Raw genomic sequence first — 20,415 nt, forward strand, 5'->3', positions numbered from 1 at the left:
CGATGCGCGTCGTGATGGGTGAATCCACATACAGACTTCTACACGTTCTAACGACAGTGAAATCGGCACCAGGGCCATTGCTTGCCGTTCGGACGGCTTATCGGAATATATCGGCTAACGGCAGCATTTCCGGAGACTTGATAGCTAGTGCTTAAGGAACACTACCGTTCGTCGGAAAGCAGGGGCCAGGGGCGACGATATAATCCGGCACCGCTTGTGCGGGTGGTGTGCGTGTTCGCGCGCACAAGCCTCTTTTCCCTCATCCCTGCGCGCCGATATGGCGTGGCAGCTTGCCGTCATGCGCGGCGAACCTGGAACGTTTTTGGTCGACTCCGCATCCGCTCCCCACGTCCAGCTCGACCAGGTCACGCTGCGGCGAGGCATCACGACGGTTTTTCAGGGCCTGTCCTTGACGCTGGCCGAACCTCGCATCGGGTTGATCGGGGACAACGGCGCGGGCAAAAGCAGCTTGTTTCGCCTGATCTGCGGGCTGGAGACGGCGGATGCCGGGTCGGTGGCGGTATGCGGCCACGACGTGCGCAAGGACCGGGCGAAGTTGCCTGCGCTGGTGGGGCTGATGTTTCAGAACCCGGACGACCAGATCATTTTTCCGACAGTGGTCGAAGAACTGGCCTTCAGTTTGTCGCCCAGTGGGATATCTCGCAAAGAGGCCAGGGCACGAGCAAGTGCGTTTCTGGCGGCGCGTGGCCTGACTGCCTGGGCAGATCGTGCCGTTGAAGGCCTGAGCCAAGGGCAGCGGCAGCATGTCTGTCTGCTGGCGCTGTTGATCGCCGCCCCGCGCATTTTGCTGCTGGACGAGCCTTTTGCCAGTCTGGACCTGCCCGGCCAGGCGTCGTTGGCAGCCGATATCGATGCCAGCGCGCAGCAGGTGATCGTTTCCACCCATGTGCTGGCGCACGTCCGGCATTTCGACCGTGTGGTGTGGCTGGATCGTGGCGCAGTGAAAGGCGACGGGCCGGGGGCCGAGGTATGCGCGGCGTATGAGGCCGATGTTGCTGCGCGGCCGCGGCGCATGAATTCGGTACCTGCCGAGATGGCCTCGTGATGGGGCGGGTCAGCGTCGCCATCTGGCGGGCAGGGACACATGCGTAGTCTTTATAGCGAGCGGCCAACGTGGCTGCATGCCGTGCCGGCGTGGCTCAAGCTGCTGAGCATCGCCATGCTGGGCACGGCGTTTTTCATGATCGATACGCCGGTGTGGCTGGCGGCGGGTGCGCTGTTGGTGGTGCTGGCGTTTGCCTCGCTGGGACGCGCCACCCGACCGGCGCTGCGGCTGGTCGTGTCGGTGGTCATCGTTGCGTTCATGATTGCAGGCTTTCATGCGTGGATGGGGCAAGCCATGCTTGGACTGGTCAGCGCGTTGCGGCTGGCCAGTGCTTGCCTGCTGGGGGCGATGCTGACCTTGACGACGCGTTTCGACGAATTGCTGAATGTGTTCGAGACGCTGCTGGCCCCGCTGGAAAAAATCGGCGTGAAAACCGGACGCTTGTCCTTGAGCCTGGGTTTGATGCTGCGCTTTACCGAGCACTTCTTCGTGCAATGGCGTCGTCTGGACGATGCGCACCGGGCGCGCACGGGCCGGGCGGGGGGCTTTAAACTGTTGGCTCCGCTGACCATTCGCATGCTGGTGACGGCAAGGCGGGTGGGGGATGCGCTGGTGGCGCGGTTGGGGCAATAAACCGTGCGGTGGCGGTGTTTGAACGTTGGTGGGGCCGTTTCCTGAAGGCCGCACGGTCAAGTTCGGCCAATAAACCGCAGTCGCAATAAACTCAGATTTCCAGGTCATGAAGCATTTGCGCGGCAGGCGGTTAAGCTTGCGCGCTTGGCGTCTCGCCAATTCGCTAATTCGATTCAAGCTCGACGATATCGACGATAGGTATTCCCATGTCTTCTGCTGCATCCGGTTCCACGGGTTCTTCGCGCTCCTTGTCGCTGGTGGCCTTGTTTGCTGCCTTGCTGGCTGTGTTCGGGCTGATCCCGAAGATTGACCTGCCGTTTGGCGTGCCAATCACCATCCAGACGCTGGGCGTAATGCTGGCGGGCTGCCTGCTTGGTCCCAAGCGGGCGTTCCTGGCGCTGGCCTTGTTTCTGGTGGCGGTGGCGTTTGGCCTGCCCTTGTTGTCCGGTGGGCGCGGCGGCTTGGCGGTGTTCGTTGCACCGTCCAGCGGGTTTCTGATCGGCTGGCTGTTTGGTGCGGTGGCCGCCGGCGCAGTGATGTGGGCCTTGCCGGGCAACAGTCCGCGTGCCCTGGCATTGCGCGCGCTGCTGGCGTCGTTTGTCGGGGGCGTGGTGGTGGTGTACGCCTTTGGCATTGCCGGCCTGGTCTTGCTGGCGAAGCTGTCCGTGTCGCAGGCGTTCATCGCCTCAATGGCCTTTGTGCCGGGTGACTTGCTGAAATGCGCGCTGTGTGCCGGCCTGGTCCATACCGTGGCGCGTGGCGTGCCTGACTGGGGCTTTGGCGGCCGCCGCGCTGCGTGAGCGACGCTGCCAGCTTCACAACGGTCGATGCGCCGATCGCCTTCTGGGCACGCCATCGACCTGACGCGATTGCCATCGATGACGGCACGCGTCGCCTGAGCTTTGCGCAACTGGCCGACGAAGTGGCCACGCGTGCCGCGAGGCTGATCGCGCAGCAGGCACCCGCCACCGTGTGGGTCGATGACAGCTCGGACTTGCCTGCGCGATTGGTGGACTTTCTGGGCATTGTCGCCAGCGGCCGCAGCGCGGCGGTTGGTGACCCTGACTGGCCGCCTGCCGTGCGTGAACAGGTATTGGCGTCGATCCCGCAAACCTCGGCTGATTTGCCTTTGCCCGGCCCGGAAACTGCTTTTTACGTCGGTTTCACGTCGGGTAGCACGGGCTTGCCCAAAGGCTTTCAACGCCATCATCGGTCTTGGACCGAGAGTTTCCGCGTCTGTGTGGACGAATTTGGCGAAGGTGCCGCTACGCGGGTGCTGGCCCCGGGTCGCAGTTCACATTCCTTGTTTTTGTTCGGCATGTTGCTGGGCTTGTGGACCGGGGCAGGTGTGGTCGTGCAAGAGCAGTTTTCCGCCGGGCGCGCATTGGATTCGCTGGCGCAGGGCACCACGCCGTGCCTGGTGGCCGTGCCCAGCCAGTTGCTGGTGATGCTGGCGCTGGCGACACGCCGCAAGCTTGCGCCCATGCCTGAAGTGCAGCAGATCATGATCAGCGGTGCACGCTGGATGCGCGACCGCACGCCAGAACTGCGCGCCTTGTTTCCTCGGGCGCGCATCGTGGAGTTCTACGGCGCGTCGGAAACCAGTTTTATTGCGTGGATCGACGCGGATGCCGAGACGCCGCCCGAGGTGGTGGGCCGACCGTTTGGCAATGTGGAGATCGATATTCAGGGGGTGAGCGAGCGCAGTACCGATGGTGACCGCGATGCTCGGCTTGATGGCCAGGCAGCGTCCCAAGTGCTCGCCCCTGTACCTGACAGAGTGCAAGCCCAGCACAACACACCAAATCCGTCACCCGGCGAGCCGGGCCTGATCTTCGTGCGCAGCCCCATGTTGTTCATGAATTACGTGGGCGGAGACAAGGACGAGACAGCCGCCTTGCGCGATGGCGATTGGTTGTCGGTGCGCGATGTCGGGTTCCTGGACCATGCTGGCCGTCTGTGCCTGATGGGCCGCCAGAAACGCATGATCGTCACCCAGGGAAAGAACCTGTTTCCCGAAGAAGTTGAGACGGTGTTGGGCGCGCATCCCGATGTGCTGTCAGCCTCGGTGCATGGCGCGGCCGATGCCTTGCGCGGCACGCAGGTGATTGCGGTGCTGGACCTGAAGGCGGAATCGACCCTGGATGCAGCCGCCTTGTCTGCCTGGTGCCGTGCTCGACTGGAAGCGTTCAAGACGCCCAGGTCGTATTTCGTCTGCACGCCGTGGCCGCTGACTGCCAGCGGCAAGACCGATCATGCGGCTTTGGCCGGCTTGGTCGCCGCATCTTCACCGCCCGTCGACGATGGACAGCCATGCCTGATGCCACTGCGCTGATATTGGGTTGGGCGCGCAGTGCGGTCGCGCCGCACGGCGGTGTCTTCAAAACCCTGCATCCTCACGACATTGCGGCCCCGGTGGTTCAAGGGCTGCTTGCTCGTGCTGGCATCGCTGCCGACATGGTGGATGCCGTGGTGGTGGGCAACGCTTTGGGCGCAGGCGGCAACCCGGCGCGCATGGTGGCGCTGGCTGCCGGTCTGCCTGATCGATCCGCTGCTTACTCAGTGGACACGCAGTGCTGCGCGGGGCTGGATGCCGTATCGATGGCCGTTGGTTTGCTGGCATCTGGCAATGCGTCAGTAGTGATCGCCGGTGGGGTAGAAGCCTGGAGCAGGGCACCCATTCGCCAGCATCGACCCATGCATGTCGGGGAAGCGGCGGTGTCTTATGAGCGGCCCGCTTTTGCCCCTGATCCGGCCCGTGACCCGGATATGCTGCTGGCTGCCGCGCGTTATGCGGCGCGGCGTGGTTACACCCGGGTGGCGCAGGATGCCTATGCGATTCTGAGTCACGAGCGTGCGCTTGCCCGCGCGGATACGGTTGCGCAGGAAATCGTGCCGGTGGCGGGGCTGGACCGGGATGCATATCCGCGGCACATCAAGTTGTCGCGGGCGGCGCGCATGCCCGCAGTGGCGGTGTCGGATGAGATTGCGCAAGCGGGCGAGCAGGCGGGTGCAGAAGCAGGAGTACAGACGCGTTTATGCGACACGCCGCCTGCCTTTGCCCCGGATCATTCATTAAGCGCGCTGTCGATTGCCCCCAGGGCCGACGGTGCGGCGTTTGTCGTACTGGCCAACCCTGACGCCTGTAAGCGCCTGGGCTTGCAAGCGCGTGCAACCTGGATAGGATCTGCATCCATCGGCGCGGCACCGGAAACCCCGATGCTCGCGGCGATTGCTGCCAGCCAAACCGTGCTTGCCCGCGTCGGCCTGTCGATGGGTGATATGGCCGCTGTGGAACTGCACGATGCTTTTGCCGTACAGGCGCTCAGCTTTTGTGATGCATTGGGACTGAAACCCGCAGCCCTGAACCGGCGCGGCGGCGGACTGGCGCGTGGTCATCCCATCGGGGCATCGGCAGCCATTGCCTTGGTGCGCTTGCTGGCAGACTTGGAGCGCGACGAAGCGCCCGGCGCATTCGGGCTGACCGCCGTGGCGGGGGCGGGTGGCATTGGTGCGGCGGCGGTGGTGGCACGCGGGCAGTGAGCTGCATGTGCTCCCTTGCCTGATGCAGGGTGGTCTATGTGTAGCAACGCTGCCTAAGCGTGGGTGACATGCAACGCGACCTGCTTAAGGTGCCACCTTCAAGACGGCAGTTCGCACAGACCTGCTCAACGAATCGTCGTGAAGTAATCGTCCAGCTCGCACCGGGTGGTGGTCGTCTGGTTGACCGGGGCAGCCGGGTCCGCATAACCCAGGGCGACGCCGCACACGATGGACGAGCGCTCATCCAGGCCAAGCGTCTGGCGGATCAAGCCAGGGTACGAGGCCAGCGCGCCAATCGCGCAACATCCCAAGCCTTCACGATGTGCGGCCAGCATCAGGCCGTATAGCGTCATGCCCAGGTCCATGTACCCGCCCGCGCCAAAGTCACGGTCGATGGTGACGATCAGTGCCACCGGCGCGTCGAAGAAATTGAAATTGCGTTCGAATTGCTTGTCGCGGCCTGCGCGATCGTGGCGCTCGACGCCCAGGGCACCGTACAAGGCCTGCGCCGCCGCAAGTTGCCGGCGCTTCAGGTGCATGGGCATCGGTCGCGGAAAATAGTCGTAGTCCTCTGGTTCGGCTTGGCCCGCACGCCATGCCTCGACCAAGGCAGCCGACAGGCGTGCACGCGCATCGCCTTCGACGGCAATGAATTTTCCCGGTTGCAGGTTGGCACCGCTGGGTGCCCGGCGTGCCGTCGTCAGCAAATGCGGCACAGTGCCGTCAGGAAGCGGCGCATCCAGAAACGCCCGCGTCGACTTGCGCAGGCTTGCCAGGTCGCCTGCGTACAAGCCATCGGGATCGCCGGGCACATAGGCCTCGATCTCCAGCGGAGACAGGGAAAGAACGTCGAGCGGCAGGCAAGGGCGGAAGTTGGGCATGGCGTGGCGGCGTGCCGCTGAAAGCGCGGCGCTGTCTGAGGCGATTTACCTATTAGAACAGCCGCCGCGTAATTGGCTGCTGATCGAGCGCAAGTCGAAGCCAAGGACAGTACAAGTCCAGCCTGCCCAAGTCCAGCTTGATCAATCCAGCCCAAGTCGGAACAGTCCAAAGCTCGGCTACCCGCGTCTCTAACCGTGATCAGCCTTTCGCGCGGGGAATATCCAGGCCACGCGTCACGGCCGGGCGTGCGACGAAAGCATCCAGCGAACGCTGCACGTTCTTGAAGTCTGCCAAGCCAACCAGGTCGGCTGCCTCGTAGAAGCCACCAAGCAGGCGCACCCAGGGGAAGATCGCGATGTCGGCAATCGTGTATTCATCGCCCATGATCCAGGCGCGATCAGCCAGACGCTTGTCCAGCACGCCCAGCAGTCGGCGGGATTCGGCTACGTAGCGGTCACGCGGGCGCTTGTCCTCGAATTCCTTGCCGGCGAATTTATGGAAGAAGCCCAGTTGACCGAACATGGGGCCGACGCCACCCATCTGGAACATCAACCACTGGATGGTTTCATAGCGCAGCGCGGGGTCTTGCGGCAGGAACTTGCCGGTCTTTTCTGCCAGATAGATCAGAATCGCCCCGGATTCGAACAGCGCCAGCGGCTTGCCACCCGGCCCGTTGGGGTCAAGGATGGCCGGAATCTTGTTGTTCGGGTTCAACGACAGGAACTCAGGCGACAACTGGTCGTTCGTGTCGAAGGCGACACGATGCGGCTCGTAGGGCAAGCCAAGCTCTTCCAGCAGAATCGACACCTTCACACCATTGGGCGTGGGCAGCGAATAAAGCTGGATGCGCTCGGGGTGTTGCGCGGGCCATTTTTGGGTGATGGGGAAGGCGGACAGCGAAGACGGATTGGTCATGCGAAGTTCCTGTATGCGGGCGACGTTGAATCGGCGTTCGCGGGTGGTCCGGCGAACGCGGGCGCGTGCTTGCGCCTGAGCTGCAAACAGGCACGTGGGGACGCAAGCCCGGCTTGCAACCCGACGCGCGATAGGGGAATTGAGCGGATTGCGTGCGCATGGGGATTGCCAGGGATACCGCCAGCAGCCAGCGATTGGCTGATCTGATCGCTGCCTGATCCTCACGCCGCCCACACAGCAGCCTTATCCAATTCACCAAGGCCAACGCGCAGACGACGTGTTACCCCATTCAGTCCGTCCGCATTGCCTTGTTCGCCGCCCAATCCTGCGCAATCTCAGCGGCCGTCTGTTCACCCAGATTAGGTGCCAGGCGTCGAATGCTGCCCGGCGTTCGCGAGAAGGTCACCGGAATGCCAATCGTCTTCAGCGGCCCTTCCGTCGGGTGTTCCTGCTGCTGCACCAGGCCCACATCGGCCAGATGCGGATCGGCCACCACCGTATCCAGGCTGAACACTTCCGAATGCGGAATATCCGCGCTGGCCAGCAGTTCCAGCCATTGTGCCGTGGGCTTCAAGGCCACCACGTCGGCCAGCATGCCGTACAAGGTATTGATGTGCTGGCTGCGCTGGCTCGGGTCCATGAAACGCGGATCTTCGGCAACGTCGGGCCGGTCGGCAAGCCGGAAAAAGCGCTGCCATTGCGCGGTGGTGTAGGGCATTAAGGCAATGAAACCATCTGCCGTGCGATACGGCCTGCGCCATTTCGACATCAGGCGCTGGTAGCCCATCGGGCCTTCGGCGGGCTCAAAAGTGCTGCCCGCCAAGTGTTCCAGCATGCCAAAGGACACCATGGTTTCGAACATCGGCACTTCAATCGACTGGCCCTTGCCCGAGCGTTCACGCTCGAACAGGGCCATGGCCACGGAATAGGCCACGGTCAGGCCGGCGGTCTTGTCGGCCAGAATGGTATTCACGTAGGCCGGTTCGTTGGTGACCGGATTGGTCTGCACTGACGCCAGCCCGCTCATGGCCTGAATGATGTCGTCAAAGGCCGGGCGACCGGCATAACGGCCTTTTTCCGAGAAACCGTACGCGCCGCAGTAGATCAAGCGCGGGTTCAGGGCTTGCAAGGTGTCGAAGTCCAAACCCAGCTTTTTCATCGAGCGCGGGCGGACGTTATAGACCAGCACGTCGGCCTCGGGAATCAGCGCAAGCAGGCTTTGCACGTCATCGGGCTTTTTCAAGTCCAGCACGACGCTGCGCTTGTTGCGGTTGAAATTGATGAAGGCTGCGCCCATGCCCGTGTGTTTTGCCGGGGCGGCGTAGCGGAATACATCGCCCTCGGGCGACTCCACCTTCACCACATCGGCCCCCATGTCGCCCATGATCTGGGTGGCGTAGGGACCCATGGCGACCGAGGTCATGTCGATCACACGAATGCCTTGCAGCGGACCTGTCATGGCGGCTTACTCCGAGGCGAGAGAAAGGGCGCGCACGGCGGCGTCGACGCCGCCACGGCCATAAGGAATGCCGGCGTAAGACAGCGCAGCTTCAAGCCCGGCCAGGCAACCCAGCACCGTAGGCGCATTTATGTCGCCCAGGTGCCCGATGCGGAAAGCCTTGCCGCCCATCTGGCCCAAGCCGCCTGCAATACCCACCTGGAAGCGGTCGCGTGCCAGCGTGCGCAGGGCTTCTGCGTCAATGCCGGGGGCGACACGAACCGTGGTCACCGATACTGAGCGTGCTTCCGGCACCTTCACAAAGAAGTCCAGCGCGCCGCCTTCGCTCCAGCGCGACACGGCAGCCTGCACGGCAGTGGCCAGACGGCGATGGCGGGCCAGCACTTCGTTCAGCCCTTCACGGTGGATCAGGCCCAGCGACGCTTCCAGGCCCATCAGCAGTGCCTGCGGCGGCGTGCCGCAGAACTTGCGATAGCTCAGCGGGCTACGGCGGCGTTCCCAGTCCCAGTAATAGCGAGGGGTGGTATTGCGGCGCGATACCTCCATGGCGCGTTCGTCAACGCCGACGATGGCCAGGCCCGAGGCCACCATCAAGGCTTTCTGCGAAGCGCCGATTGCTACGTTCACGCCCATCTCCTGCATGGAGAACGGCGCTGCGCCCAGCGATGCCACTACATCGGCGACCAGCAGTGCAGGGTGGCCGGCGGCATCAATGGCGGCGCGGAAGGCCTTCACGTCATTGGTGACACCGCTGGCGGTATCTGTATGGACCAGGAAAACCGCCACGATCTGATGCTTGTCGTCGGCACGCAACGCGGCTTCTACCTCTTTTGGATCGGCCGGCAGCCCCTCTTGCCAGTCGGTTCGAACTACTTTCAGTCCCATGGCGTCCGCATGTTCGGCCCAGGCGTCTGAAAACGTGCCGCTGCCCACGATCAATACGCACTGTCCTGGTGCAGCCAAATTGGCAATCGTGGCTTCCCAGCCGCCGTGTCCGTTCGAGTTGAACAGGAAAACATCACCCCCTTCCAGCCCCAGTACCGGACGCAATTGCGTCTCGCACGTGGCGATCAAGGCATCCACTCCCGGGTCGCCGAGTTCCATCGGCTGACGGCTCATGGCGTCGGTGACCTCCTTCGGAATCGGGGTCGGGCCAGGGGAATGGAGAAAGGAAATGCCAGAGCGGCGAGTGGGGGTAAACACAGTCCTGTCCTTTGGGGTGGGGTAGGTAAGCCGGCGTGCGCAACTGCTGAGGGACGACATAACTGGGATCTGCTGTACGGCTTTAAGCACAAAAGTACGTGCAGAAGGGAATGCGTCCTGTCGCCCTAGCATAAAGCTTGCTTAATTTATTCGCCATGCAATTCATATGTATTGAATAGCAATATATGCACAGCTATGGTGCGCGTTTCCAATACTGTCTTGCCAGCGTAATAACCCCTATCGCCACGCTGAACAGTGCTGCTATCATTTCGACATGCAATACGTAATGATTGCAATGCAATACTTAATAAGCCATTTCAGGCCGCACCCAACAACGCGATTCTTATCCGGTAGCCATGACCATGACGCAGATGACCCCTCAGGAATATGACCAGCTCGACGGCCTGGCGCAGGCCGACCTGGTGAAGCGGGGCGATGTCTCGTCTGCCGAACTCATGGCCTGCGCCATCGACGCTGCAAAGAGAAACGCCGACTTGAACGCGCTGACCTTCGAGCAGTACGACGAGTCCATGGAAATCGCCCGCTATTGGCAGCAGCGCGGCGTGTTTCACGGCATTCCGTTCCTGCTGAAAGACTCCGGGCTGCCGTCTACCCGCTTCCCCTCCAGCATTGGTTCGCGCCTGTTGGAAGGCACCACCTACCCGATCAACGCAACCTTGGCGAACCGTTTCGAAGACGCCGGTTTGATTCCGTTTGCCCGCAGCACGGTGTCCGAGCTGTGCATGGGCCCATCTACCGAAGCCATTCGCAACGGCGGCCCGACGCTCAATCCCTGGGACCGCAGCCGTTCGGTGGGCGGTTCAAGCGGTGGCGCGGCGGCTGCGGTGGTGGCCGGCATCGTGCCGGTGGCGCACGGCAGTGACGGCGGTGGCTCGATTCGCCTGCCGGCTGCGTCTTGCGGTGTGTATGGACTGAAGCCATCTCGCGGCCGCGTGCCGATGGGACCGCTGCGTGGCGAAGGCTGGGGCGGCATGGCGGTGGAAGGGGTGTTGAGCCGCACGGTGCGTGACACCGCTGCCGCGATGGACGCCATCAGCGGGTACGAGCCGGGTGCGCCGTACAACGCGCCGACCAAGACCGGCAGCTACCTGGAACTGATCAATCAGCCGACGCCGCAGCGCCTGCGCATCGGCGTGTGGCGTCATGCATGGAACGATATCGCCATCGCCCCCGATTGCCTGGCGGGCATTGAATACGCCGTGCAGCTATGCCGGGACATGGGCCACGAGATTGTGGAAGTGCCGCTGCCCGAGATCGATTACGAGGGCTTTGTTCGCGCCCACGGCACGGCGCTGGCCAGCAACATCGTGATCGCCGTCGATGCACGGCTGAAGTTGAAGGGCCGGGCGCTGGGCAGTGAGGACATCGAAGACGTGATCCGTGATGGTTATGACATCGGCAAAGGCCTGTCGGCCACGCAGTACATCGATTCGGTGCAGCGCTTCCACGCCATCGGCCGCCAGATCGACACCGCCATGCGGGATTGCGACATTGTGATTGCCACATCGTTGACGCAGTTGCCAGTGAAGCTGGGTGAACTGGCGCTCACGGGTGGCTTCTGGGACTTCCGCAAGAAGGTGTCCCGCTATGCAACCTTCCTGGCGGTCATCAATGCATCGGGGCAGCCGGCCGCGTCGCTGCCGCTTACCGCCACGCCGGAAGGTGTGCCGGTGGGCACCCAATTGATTGGCCGCTTCGGTCGTGAAGACCTAGTGCTGAGCCTGTCCGCGCAGCTTGAAGCCGCCGCGCCGTGGTTCGCGCGTCGGCCGGGTTGAACCCGATACCGCATCGATCCAAAACCAAATTTCCCCCCCAGCAGCAAATTTCCACGTACCCCCAAAGGATCAGGCATGAAAAAGTCTCTGCTATTCATGGCCGCGGCAATGTGCGCGGCAGTCGTGATGCCGGCATCGAACGCGCTTGCCGATGTGAACATCAAGATCGTGCAGCACGGCCCGCTGCGCGTGCTGGACCCCATCTTCACCAGCGCCTACGTCACGCGCAATCACGGCTACATGATCTTCGACACCTTGTTTGCGATGGACGCCGCAGGCAAGCCGCAGCCGCAGATGGTCGATACCTTCACCGAATCGCCCGACAGGCTGACCTACACCTTCAAGCTGCGCAGCGGCCTGAAGTTCCACGATGGCGCGCCGGTGACATCGGACGACGTGATCGCGTCCTTGCAGCGCTGGGCGCAACGCGACGTGATGGGCACGCGCCTGATGGCCGTGACTGAAAAGCTGAGCGCTGTCGACGCCAACACCTTCACGCTGCAATTGAAGAAGCCTTATGGGCAGGTGCTGGACTCCTTGGCCAAGCCCGGTTCGCCCGTGCCTTTCATCATGCCCAAGCGCCTGGCCGACACACCTTCGTCGCAGGCGATCACCGAGATGATCGGCTCTGGTCCGTTCAAATTCGTGCAGGGCGATTTCCAGCCCGGTGTGAAGGCAACCTATCTGAAGTTTGCCGATTACGTGCCCCGCGCTGAACCCGCCAGCAACTTTGCGGGCGGCAAGGTGGTGAAGCTGGATCGCGTGGAAGTCGTCAACATTGCCGACGGCCAAACCGCCGTGAATGCCTTGCGCAATGGCGAAATCGACTTCATCGAAAACGTGGCCCCCGACCTGCTGTCGCAATTCGACGGCGTGAAAAGTGTCACCGTCGAACCGAAAAGCCGCGAATCCAATATGTACACGCTGCGCATGAACTGGCTGCAGCCGCCGTTCGACAATGTGAAGGTACGCCGCGCTGCCATGGCCGCGCTGTACCAGCTGGATTATCTGGACGCGTCCGTGGGTGACGAGAAGCGCTACACCGTGTGCGGCGCGGTGCTCAGCTGCGCCTCACCCTACAAGTCGGAAACCGGTGCCACCCAGACCAAGGCACCCGACCTGGCGCGTGCCCGCCAGTTGTTGAAGGAAAGCGGCTACAAGGGCGAAAAAGTGGTGGTGCTGCATTCCACCGACTTGCGTGTGCTGGTCAACATCGCCCCGATCACCGCGCAAGCCCTGCGTTCCATCGGCATGAATGTGGACATGCAAGCCATGGACTTCACCACGCTGCTGGCGCGCCGTACCAAGAAAGACCCTGTCGAAAAGGGCGGCTGGAGCATCTTCCAATCGTCATTGACCACGCTTGATCTGAGCAACCCCCTGGTCAATCCGAACCTGGATGCGCGTGGCGAAGCCGGTTACCCGGGATGGACCAAGGACGACACCATGGAAAGCCTGAAGGATCAGTTCGCGGTCGAAGGCGACGAGGCCAAGCGCATGCAGTTGGCCGAAGCAATTCAGGCCCGTGCGGTTGACCAGGTGATGTACGTGCCGCTGGGCGAGGCCATCGAATACAAGGCGTATTCGGCCAAGGTGGGCAAGCTGGTGGACGCGCAGCTGCCGATGTTCTGGTCGGCCAAGTGATTGTTGACGTGACTGTTGACGTGACCATGGGCATTTCGGAGATCGCGCCGTGCTGAGCCTCATCATCCGGCGGCTGTTCGCCGCCATCCCCGTGGTGCTAATCGTTGCCACGGTGGTCTTCCTGTTGCTGCGCATGGCGCCGGGTGACCCTGCCCGGGTCATTGCCGGCGACATGGCCAGCGAGGAAACCATTGCGCAGATCCGTAGCAACCTGGCGCTGGACCAGCCGCTGATCAAGCAATACGCGCTGGCCATGGGCAAGATGTTGCAGGGCGACCTGGGCACCTCGATCATCTCGCAGCAGCCGGTGAGCAAACTGATCTCGGCACGGCTTGGCCCGACGGCGGCATTGGCCAGTACGGCCATGCTGCTGACCATTCTGCTGGCGATTCCGATTGGCGTGCTGTCGGCATGGTGGCACCGTCGCTGGTTTGACCGGGTAGCCACGGCATCCACCATTCTGGCCTTCTCGGTGCCGGCCTTCGTGGTGGGTTACGTGCTGATCCTGGTGTTCTCGGTGCAGCTGAACTGGTTGCCGGTGCAAGGCTACACACCGCTGGCCGATGGCGTCGGGCCGTTCCTGTATCGCCTGGTGCTGCCCAGCCTGACGCTTGCCACGGTGTTCGTTGCGCTGATCACCCGCATCACGCGGGCCAGCATGCTGGACATCCTGGGTGAAGACTTCGTGCGCACTGCACGTGCGAAAGGCGTACCGGAAAAGTACGTGCTGTTCCGACATGCCTTGCGCAATGCCGCCGCACCCATCGTGACGGTAATCGGCGTGGCCATCACCACCCTGATCAGCGGCGTGGTGGTGACCGAGACGATCTTCAACATCCCTGGCGTGGGCAGCTTGATTGTTGACGCTGTGCTGGCGCGTGACTACCCGGTGGTGCAGGGCACGATTTTGTTCTTCTCGTTCATCTACGTCTTCGTCAACCTGGCCATCGACTTGATCTATGTGCTGCTCGATCCCCGCATCCGGTATTGACCAGGAGCCGTCATGAGTCAAGTTTCCAACCAAGTTCCCACCCAAGCTCCTGTTCAAGCCAAGGTAGCCGTAGCGCCCGTCGCTTCGGCACCCAGCACGTCGCGCCTGCGTGCCGCGCTGCGGGTGGTCGTGAGCGATCGCATCATGCTGTTCTCTTTTCTGCTGCTGGCCCTGCTGGTCGCGGTGTCGGTATTCGCACCCTTGATCGCAGTGCACGACCCCTTGCAGCTGGCACCGCGCGTGCGTCTGCAAAGCTCGTCTTCCATTTATTGGTTCGGTACCGATTCCCTCGGCCGCGACCTGTTTTCACGGGTGCTCTACGGCGGTCGCCTGTCGATCTCGCTGGCCTTGCTGGTGTGTGTGTCGTCGGTCATCGGCGGACTGATCGTGGGCATCTTGGCGGGTTATTTCCGCAAGCTGGACTCGATCATCATGCGGGTGATGGACGGCATCATGGCCATCCCCGGCTTGTTGTTGGCCATTGCGATGGTGGCCCTGGGCGGTGCGCAGATTTCCACCATGGTGTTTGCGATTGCCGTGCCGGAAATTCCGCGTATTGCCCGCCTGGTACGCAGCGTGGTGCTGTCGGTGCGTGAAGAACCCTTTGTCGAAGCGTCCTTCGGCATGGGCTCGTCCACCATCCGCGTGCTGGGCTGGCACATTCTGCCCAGCACCATCAACCCGCTGGTGATCCAGGCCGCCTACGTCTGTGCGGCCGCCATTCTTACCGAGGCCGTGCTGGGCTTCCTGGGCGCGGGCTTCCCACCAGAAGTGCCCAGCCTGGGCAGCATCATTGCCGAAGGCCGCCCGTTCTTCCAGCGTGCGCCCTGGATCATTCTGTTCCCCGGCGCGTTCCTGGCGCTGTTGATCCTGGCCATCAACCTGTTCGGTGACGCCTTGCGCGACCGACTCGATCCGCGCCTGGCGCGCAAGACCAAGGGCTGAGCCATGACAACCAACGCTACCTCCACTGTCGCCAGCCCGGCGTCATCTACCGCCCCGATTCTTGAGGTCCGCAACCTGCACGTGCGCCTGCCGGGCACCAGTGATCGGGTCTATGCCGCGCAAGACATCAGCGTCACGGTCGGGGCCAAGGAAATCGTCTGCATCGTGGGCGAATCCGGGTCAGGCAAGTCGGTCACGGCCAGCGCGGTGATGGGCTTGCTACCCAAGGACGTGCTGACCTTGGAACGCGGCCAGATTCTGCTGGAAGGGCGTGACATCACGCATCTGAGCCGCACCCAACTGCGCGAACTGCGAGGTGATCGCATCGCGATGATCTTCCAGGAGCCGATGACGGCGCTCAATCCGCTGATGCGGGTGGGCGACCAGATTGCCGAGGTGTTCCAGTTTCACGATGCCTCGCTGGACAGCCGCCAAGTGCAGGCCAAGGTCCTGGCCTTGCTGGAAGACGTGCACCTGCCGTCGCCGCAGACCTTGCGCTCCGCGTTCCCGCACCAGTTGTCGGGTGGTCAGCGCCAGCGTGTGATGATCGCGATGGCCTTGGCGATGAAACCGGCGCTGATCATTGCCGACGAGCCCACGACTGCGCTTGACGTGACGTCCCAGGCCCAGGTGCTGCGCCTGCTGGGAGAACTGCGTGCCAAACACGATAACGGTGTGCTGTTCATCACCCACGATTTCGACGTGGTGGCGGAAATTGCCGACCGCGTGATCGTGATGCAGCACGGGCGCATCGTGGAATCGGGCACGGCGCGTGAGGTCTTGGACAACCCGCAGCAGGACTACACCAAGCAGCTACTGGCCGCCGTCCCGCGCGGCGAGTTCGGTGCCCGCATCGACACCGCGCACGACGAACCGGTGTTGCAAGTGAAAGACCTGGCCGTGCGCTACGAGACGGCCAGCTTCTTCAAGTCCCGTCGTCGAGTGGTCAATGCATTGGATGGTGTGTCGCTGACGCTGGGCAAAGGCGAAACCCTGGGCATCGTTGGTGAATCCGGTTCCGGCAAGACCACCCTGGGCCGCTGCCTGGCGCACATGGCACAACCCACGGGCGGGCGCATTCTGCTGGGCGATGTCGATGTCACGCATCTGAGCCGTGGCGGGTGGCGCGCGCACTGCAAGCGTGTGCAGATGATTTTTCAAGACCCGTATCGATCCTTCAACCCGCGCATGACCATTCGCCATTCCCTGGCTGAAGGGCCGATGAACTACGGGGAAACCAAGGAACAGGTGCAGGCACGCATGTTGGCGATGCTGGCCTTGGTGCGTATCGACCCAAGTGCCTTGGATCGTTACCCCCACGAGTTCTCGGGCGGTCAGCGTCAGCGCCTGTCGATTGCGCGCGCGCTGATGATGGAACCCGAAATTCTGATTGCCGACGAAGCCGTGTCGGCACTGGACGTATCGGTGCAAGCGCAGATTCTGGACCTGTTGGAAGAGATCCGTGAACGCCTGAACCTCAGCATCGTGTTCATCACGCACGACCTGCGCGTGGCTGCACGCCTGTGCCACCGCATTGCCGTCATGCAACGCGGCAAGGTGGTGGAACTGGGCACCGCGCGCCAGGTGTTCCAGCAACCCAGTGCCAATTACACCCGTCAATTGCTGGCGGCCATTCCCGGTCGCCACAACCACATCGACCACATCAGCCAACAGGCGCTTGAAGCGTCCACCATGCCATGACCCGCGTCGCATTGATCAGCAAGTCCGCCAAGCTGGGCTATTTCGGCCCGCTGTTGCAAGCCCGGGTGCCCGGCCTGGACGTCGTTGTCTGGCCGGACGACGGTTTTCAGGACGCAGAGGTGGCGGTGTGCTGGAACGCGCCGGCCGGCGTCTACGCCCAGATGCCCGCCTTGAAGATGATTCACAGCATTGCTGCGGGTGTCGACAACGTGGTGGCCGAGCAGGACACACGCGGCCTGCCTGTGTGCCGGGTCGTCGATCCCGGTCTGGTCAAAGGCATGATCGAGTACGTGTTGTGGTCGGTGCTGTACTTCCACCGTCGCCTGGACTTCGCCCTGGCCAATCAGCGCGAAGGGATATGGAATCGCCCGCCCCAAGCCGCCGCCGAGCAGTGCCGCGTCGGCATCATGGGTGCCGGCAACTTAGGCAGCGCCATCGCCCGCAAGCTGTGCGAGATGAGCTACCAGGTAGGCGTGTGGTCACGCAGCCCGCGCGACATGGAAGGAGTTCAAACCTTCGCCGGCCCGGACGCGTTCAAGACCTTTCTGGGCCAGAGCGACATCCTGATCTGCCTGCTGCCTTTGACTGACGAGACACGCTGCATCTTGTCCAAGGACACCTTCGATGCCTTGCCGCCCGGTGCAGCCATCGTCAACTGCGGTCGGGGCGAACATCTGGTGGTGCCCGACCTGCTGGCCGCGCTGGAAAGCGGGCAGCTGCGAGGAGCCGTGCTGGACGTCTTCGCCAGCGAACCGCTCGCCGCCGACGACCCGCTGTGGCGCACGCCCGGCGTGGTAGTCACGCCGCACATGGCCAGCATGGCTTCGCAGGCAGTGGTCGCCACGCAGATCGCCGACAATATCAACCGCCTGGTGGCGGGACATCCCCTTCACAACGAAGTGGACATGCAGCGCGGCTACTGAGCCGAGTGCCAGCAGGTCCCATTACCCATTCGTTTACGGAGCAATCATGAGTTTTGAAGATCCCGCCGTCTCGGTCCCGATCCCGCCACGTTCCGCGCTCGACCCGCAGGTTGCCGAGTTCGTGCGTGCCATGGCCGAAGACAGCGCTGCGTTCGCCCCACGTGAAACCCTGCCGATCGCAGAAGGCCGCATCAACGCCGAAAAAGTGCGCGCGCGCTGGGCCAAAGGCGGCCCCGACATGACGCTCACCGCTGAACACCTGGTGCCTACCCGGCACGGCGACGTGCGCATTCGTGCCTATTACCCGCAATCCCGCAAACTGCCGGGTGTGTTCATCTACTTGCACGGTGGCGGCTTCGTGTTGGGCAGCATCGAAACGCATGATCGCATCATGCGTGAATACGCGCATCGTGCCGGCATTGTGGTGGTGGGGGTGCATTACACCCGTGCCCCGGAAGCCAAATTCCCGCGTCCGATGGAAGAATGCCTGGACGTCACTCGCTGGGTGGCTGCCAACGCTGCATCGTTGGACGTCGATGGCAGCCAGCTGTTCATCGGCGGCGATTCGGCCGGGGCCAATTATTCGATGGGCGTCAGCCTGTCCTTGCGTGACGCGGGCGAACGCATTGTGCAGGGCATCGTGCTGAACTACGGCAGCGTCAGCAGCAACCTGTATCGCAATTCCGTGATCCAGTACGGCGGCGGTGCCTACGGCCTGTCGCTGGTCAGCATGATGTGGTTCCGCGCGATGCACATCACCACGGCGGCTGACATTACCGATCCGCGCGTGGACATTCTGCGCGCCAAGCTGCACGACCTGCCGCCGACCTGCATGGTGGTGGCCGAGTGCGACCCCGTGCACGACGACATGATGGACCTGGACCGCATGATGCGGGAGGCTGGCAACCAGGTGCAGACCAAGGTCTACAAGGGGGCGGCACACAGTTTCCTGGAAGCGGTGTCGATTTCGGACCTGGCTGTGGAAGCATTCGAGGACACTGCGGCCTGGCTGCACAAGCGGTCTGCGGGTTTGTCGCGGGAAGGGGAGGGAAGCACTCCGTCAGTCACTGAGACACCTGTGCGGTCCGCCACACAATCGTCGCATTCAGCAGCCTAGGCCAACGGGAAACAACCATGTATCACCAAGCCGCCTACGCGGAAACCGACTTGAATGTCTTGCACGACTGTATGCGTCAGTGGAGCTTCGCCACGCTGGTCACCAGCGGCACAAAAGGCATTCAGTCCACCCCGTTGCCGTTCCTGCTGAACACCGATGGCGCTGGCAATGGCTCGCTGACCACCCATCTGTCATTGGCCAACCCCATCGTGCCGGATTTACGTTCAGGCGCAGAAGTGCTGGTGATCTTCCAGGGACCGCATGCATTCATCTCACCCAGCTGGTATCAGGACCAGATGACCTTCCCGACCTGGAACTACACGCTGATCCACGCGCGCGGCGTGCCGGTCGTGAAGGAAAGCGAAGATGAAGTCATGGCGGTGTTGCGACGCACGGTGGCGATTTATGACACCCCGCTGGGTGGGGAGTGGGATTTCGAGAAGATCCCGATGTCCCACACCGGTTCGCGCCTGAGCCGGATCGCCGCGATCGAGATCCCGATCACCACGCTGGAAGGCAAGCTGAAACTGAATCAGGACAAGTCAGTTGCCGACCGCCTGGGTGTGATCGCCCAACTGTCGCGTGGCGATGGCAATGCCCAGGGCGTGGCCGAGATGATTCGTCGCCAGAAGGACATGGCCTGAGGTGATCTACGACAGCCCGACCTTGCCACTGAGTTCTTTCGCGGCATTGACCACCAAGGGCGAGAAACGCGTTTCGAACTCATCGCGCGTCCAGTCCGACAACGAGGCCGAGATGTGCACGGCCGCAATGGGCAATTGCTGATGATCGAGAATCGCACATGCCAGATTCACTTCACCCAGCGCGCTTTCTTCCGAGGACAGCGCGTAACCCTTGCGGCGCGCGGTGTCGATCTCGGCGCGGATCAGATCGTGGTCGGTGATGGTCTTGGGCGTGAAGGGCTTGGTGGTGGTGTCGGCCAGGATTTGATCGACCTGATCGGCGGGCAGATGGGACAGCACCGCACGCCCGCCAGCCGTGTAGATAGTCGGCAGACGGCGGCCGATCAAGGTCATGGTGTAGGCCTGGCGCTTGGTCTGCCGGCGCAGCGCAAAGATGATCGTCAGCCCGTCGAACAGGCTGAGTTCCACCCGTTCGGCCGATTCGCGCTGCAGTTCCACCATGATGGGGGTCGCGCGTTCCAGCAGCGGGACACCGCGCAGATAATCGAAGGCACGATCCAGGGACTTCTTGCCCAGGACATAGCCTCGGCCATTGGCACCACGTTCCAGGTACCCCATGGCGACCAGCGTATGGGTCATGCGCTGCACGGTGCTGCGATCGACCTCACAGGCTTCGGCCAGGTCGTTCAGGCTCATGGGCGAGGGCCGGTCCGCAAAACATTCAAGCAGGCGCAGGCCCTTGGCAAGGGACTGCACAAAAAGCGAGTCGGTTCGTTTCGACATGGTTCTTCAGGAAAGAGCGGCATCATCGTGCCAAACACGTGCAGCAGCATCGCCATGCCCACGCAACCTGCGCTTAACGCGCTGAAAAAAAGTGCGTATCGATTTTAAGTCATTGCCAGTCGATACACCAAGCGAATCACCCCAGCGTTCTTTGAAAAGAACGTTCTTCA

The 20,415-nt window shown here is 62.6% G+C and carries 18 protein-coding genes; 13 read left to right on the forward strand and 5 right to left on the reverse strand.

Annotated elements, in window-relative coordinates; translation table 11 throughout:
• Positions 1-298: 298 nt before the first annotated feature.
• The 5 genes from FXN63_RS12140 to FXN63_RS12160 all read left to right on the forward strand — a co-directional run bounded on the left by FXN63_RS12140 (position 299) and on the right by FXN63_RS12160 (position 5,242).
• The gene (locus FXN63_RS12140; RefSeq protein ID WP_148819247.1) at positions 299-1,066 is read left to right on the forward strand and encodes an energy-coupling factor ABC transporter ATP-binding protein; all 768 of its coding nucleotides are present in this window, start codon (positions 299-301) and stop codon (positions 1,064-1,066) included.
• Between the two features lie 39 nt (positions 1,067-1,105).
• A complete protein-coding gene (locus FXN63_RS12145) occupies positions 1,106-1,699 on the forward strand; it encodes an energy-coupling factor transporter transmembrane component T family protein (protein WP_148815151.1) in 594 nt (197 codons plus the stop codon).
• A 206-nt stretch (positions 1,700-1,905) separates the two neighbouring features.
• Positions 1,906-2,499: a biotin transporter BioY gene (locus FXN63_RS12150; protein WP_148815153.1), complete on the forward strand. Its 594-nt coding sequence runs from the start codon at positions 1,906-1,908 to the stop codon at positions 2,497-2,499.
• A complete protein-coding gene (locus FXN63_RS12155; protein WP_246165118.1) occupies positions 2,496-4,034 on the forward strand; it encodes an AMP-binding protein in 1,539 nt (512 codons plus the stop codon). The genes FXN63_RS12150 and FXN63_RS12155 overlap by 4 nt, the downstream gene beginning before the upstream one ends.
• Entirely contained in the window at positions 4,013-5,242 is a 1,230-nt protein-coding gene (locus tag FXN63_RS12160) for a thiolase family protein (protein ID WP_148815157.1), read from the forward strand. The genes FXN63_RS12155 and FXN63_RS12160 overlap by 22 nt, the downstream gene beginning before the upstream one ends.
• Positions 5,243-5,367: 125 nt before the next feature.
• On the opposite strand, the gene FXN63_RS12165 is transcribed toward FXN63_RS12160, so the two are convergent.
• The 4 genes from FXN63_RS12165 to FXN63_RS12180 form a co-directional block, all read right to left on the reverse strand.
• Entirely contained in the window at positions 5,368-6,123 is a 756-nt protein-coding gene (locus FXN63_RS12165) for a nitroreductase (RefSeq protein ID WP_148815159.1), read from the reverse strand.
• A gap of 199 nt (positions 6,124-6,322) precedes the next feature.
• Positions 6,323-7,039 carry a glutathione S-transferase N-terminal domain-containing protein gene (locus tag FXN63_RS12170; protein ID WP_148815161.1) on the reverse strand — a complete coding sequence of 239 codons (717 nt, stop codon included), beginning with the start codon at positions 7,037-7,039 and terminating at the stop codon, positions 6,323-6,325.
• Positions 7,040-7,328: 289 nt separating this feature from the next.
• Positions 7,329-8,498, reverse strand: a complete 1,170-nt coding sequence (locus FXN63_RS12175; protein WP_148815163.1) for a CaiB/BaiF CoA transferase family protein — start codon at positions 8,496-8,498, stop codon at positions 7,329-7,331.
• A gap of 6 nt (positions 8,499-8,504) precedes the next feature.
• Positions 8,505-9,701 carry a pyridoxal-phosphate-dependent aminotransferase family protein gene (locus tag FXN63_RS12180; RefSeq protein ID WP_187395181.1) on the reverse strand — a complete coding sequence of 399 codons (1,197 nt, stop codon included), beginning with the start codon at positions 9,699-9,701 and terminating at the stop codon, positions 8,505-8,507.
• A gap of 362 nt (positions 9,702-10,063) precedes the next feature.
• Between FXN63_RS12180 and FXN63_RS12185 the strand changes: the two genes are divergently transcribed.
• From FXN63_RS12185 to FXN63_RS12220, 8 genes are all read left to right on the forward strand, one after another.
• Positions 10,064-11,497 carry an amidase gene (locus FXN63_RS12185; protein WP_342791257.1) on the forward strand — a complete coding sequence of 478 codons (1,434 nt, stop codon included), beginning with the start codon at positions 10,064-10,066 and terminating at the stop codon, positions 11,495-11,497.
• A 75-nt stretch (positions 11,498-11,572) separates the two neighbouring features.
• Positions 11,573-13,141: an ABC transporter substrate-binding protein gene (locus FXN63_RS12190; RefSeq protein WP_148815167.1), complete on the forward strand. Its 1,569-nt coding sequence runs from the start codon at positions 11,573-11,575 to the stop codon at positions 13,139-13,141.
• Between the two features lie 49 nt (positions 13,142-13,190).
• Complete coding sequence (locus tag FXN63_RS12195; RefSeq protein ID WP_148815169.1) at positions 13,191-14,132, forward strand: ABC transporter permease; 942 nt, start codon at positions 13,191-13,193, stop codon at positions 14,130-14,132.
• Between the two features lie 12 nt (positions 14,133-14,144).
• Positions 14,145-15,077, forward strand: a complete 933-nt coding sequence (locus FXN63_RS12200) for an ABC transporter permease (RefSeq protein WP_148815171.1) — start codon at positions 14,145-14,147, stop codon at positions 15,075-15,077.
• A gap of 3 nt (positions 15,078-15,080) precedes the next feature.
• On the forward strand, positions 15,081-16,778 hold the full coding sequence (locus FXN63_RS12205) for an ABC transporter ATP-binding protein (protein ID WP_148815173.1): 1,698 nt from the start codon (positions 15,081-15,083) through the stop codon (positions 16,776-16,778).
• Entirely contained in the window at positions 16,775-17,701 is a 927-nt protein-coding gene (locus FXN63_RS12210; RefSeq protein ID WP_148815174.1) for a 2-hydroxyacid dehydrogenase, read from the forward strand. Before FXN63_RS12205 ends, FXN63_RS12210 begins: the two co-directional genes overlap by 4 nt.
• A gap of 46 nt (positions 17,702-17,747) precedes the next feature.
• Positions 17,748-18,818 carry an alpha/beta hydrolase fold domain-containing protein gene (locus FXN63_RS12215; RefSeq protein WP_148815176.1) on the forward strand — a complete coding sequence of 357 codons (1,071 nt, stop codon included), beginning with the start codon at positions 17,748-17,750 and terminating at the stop codon, positions 18,816-18,818.
• 17 nt (positions 18,819-18,835) lie between these two features.
• Positions 18,836-19,462: an FMN-binding negative transcriptional regulator gene (locus FXN63_RS12220; protein ID WP_148815178.1), complete on the forward strand. Its 627-nt coding sequence runs from the start codon at positions 18,836-18,838 to the stop codon at positions 19,460-19,462.
• A gap of 6 nt (positions 19,463-19,468) precedes the next feature.
• Here FXN63_RS12220 and FXN63_RS12225 read toward each other — a convergent pair whose 3' ends face one another.
• Entirely contained in the window at positions 19,469-20,245 is a 777-nt protein-coding gene (locus FXN63_RS12225) for an IclR family transcriptional regulator (RefSeq protein WP_148815180.1), read from the reverse strand.
• Positions 20,246-20,415 lie beyond the last annotated feature (170 nt).

It is taken from the genome of Pigmentiphaga aceris (genome assembly GCF_008119665.1).
In the GTDB taxonomy this organism is placed as follows: Bacteria; Pseudomonadota; Gammaproteobacteria; order Burkholderiales; family Burkholderiaceae_B; genus Pigmentiphaga; species Pigmentiphaga aceris.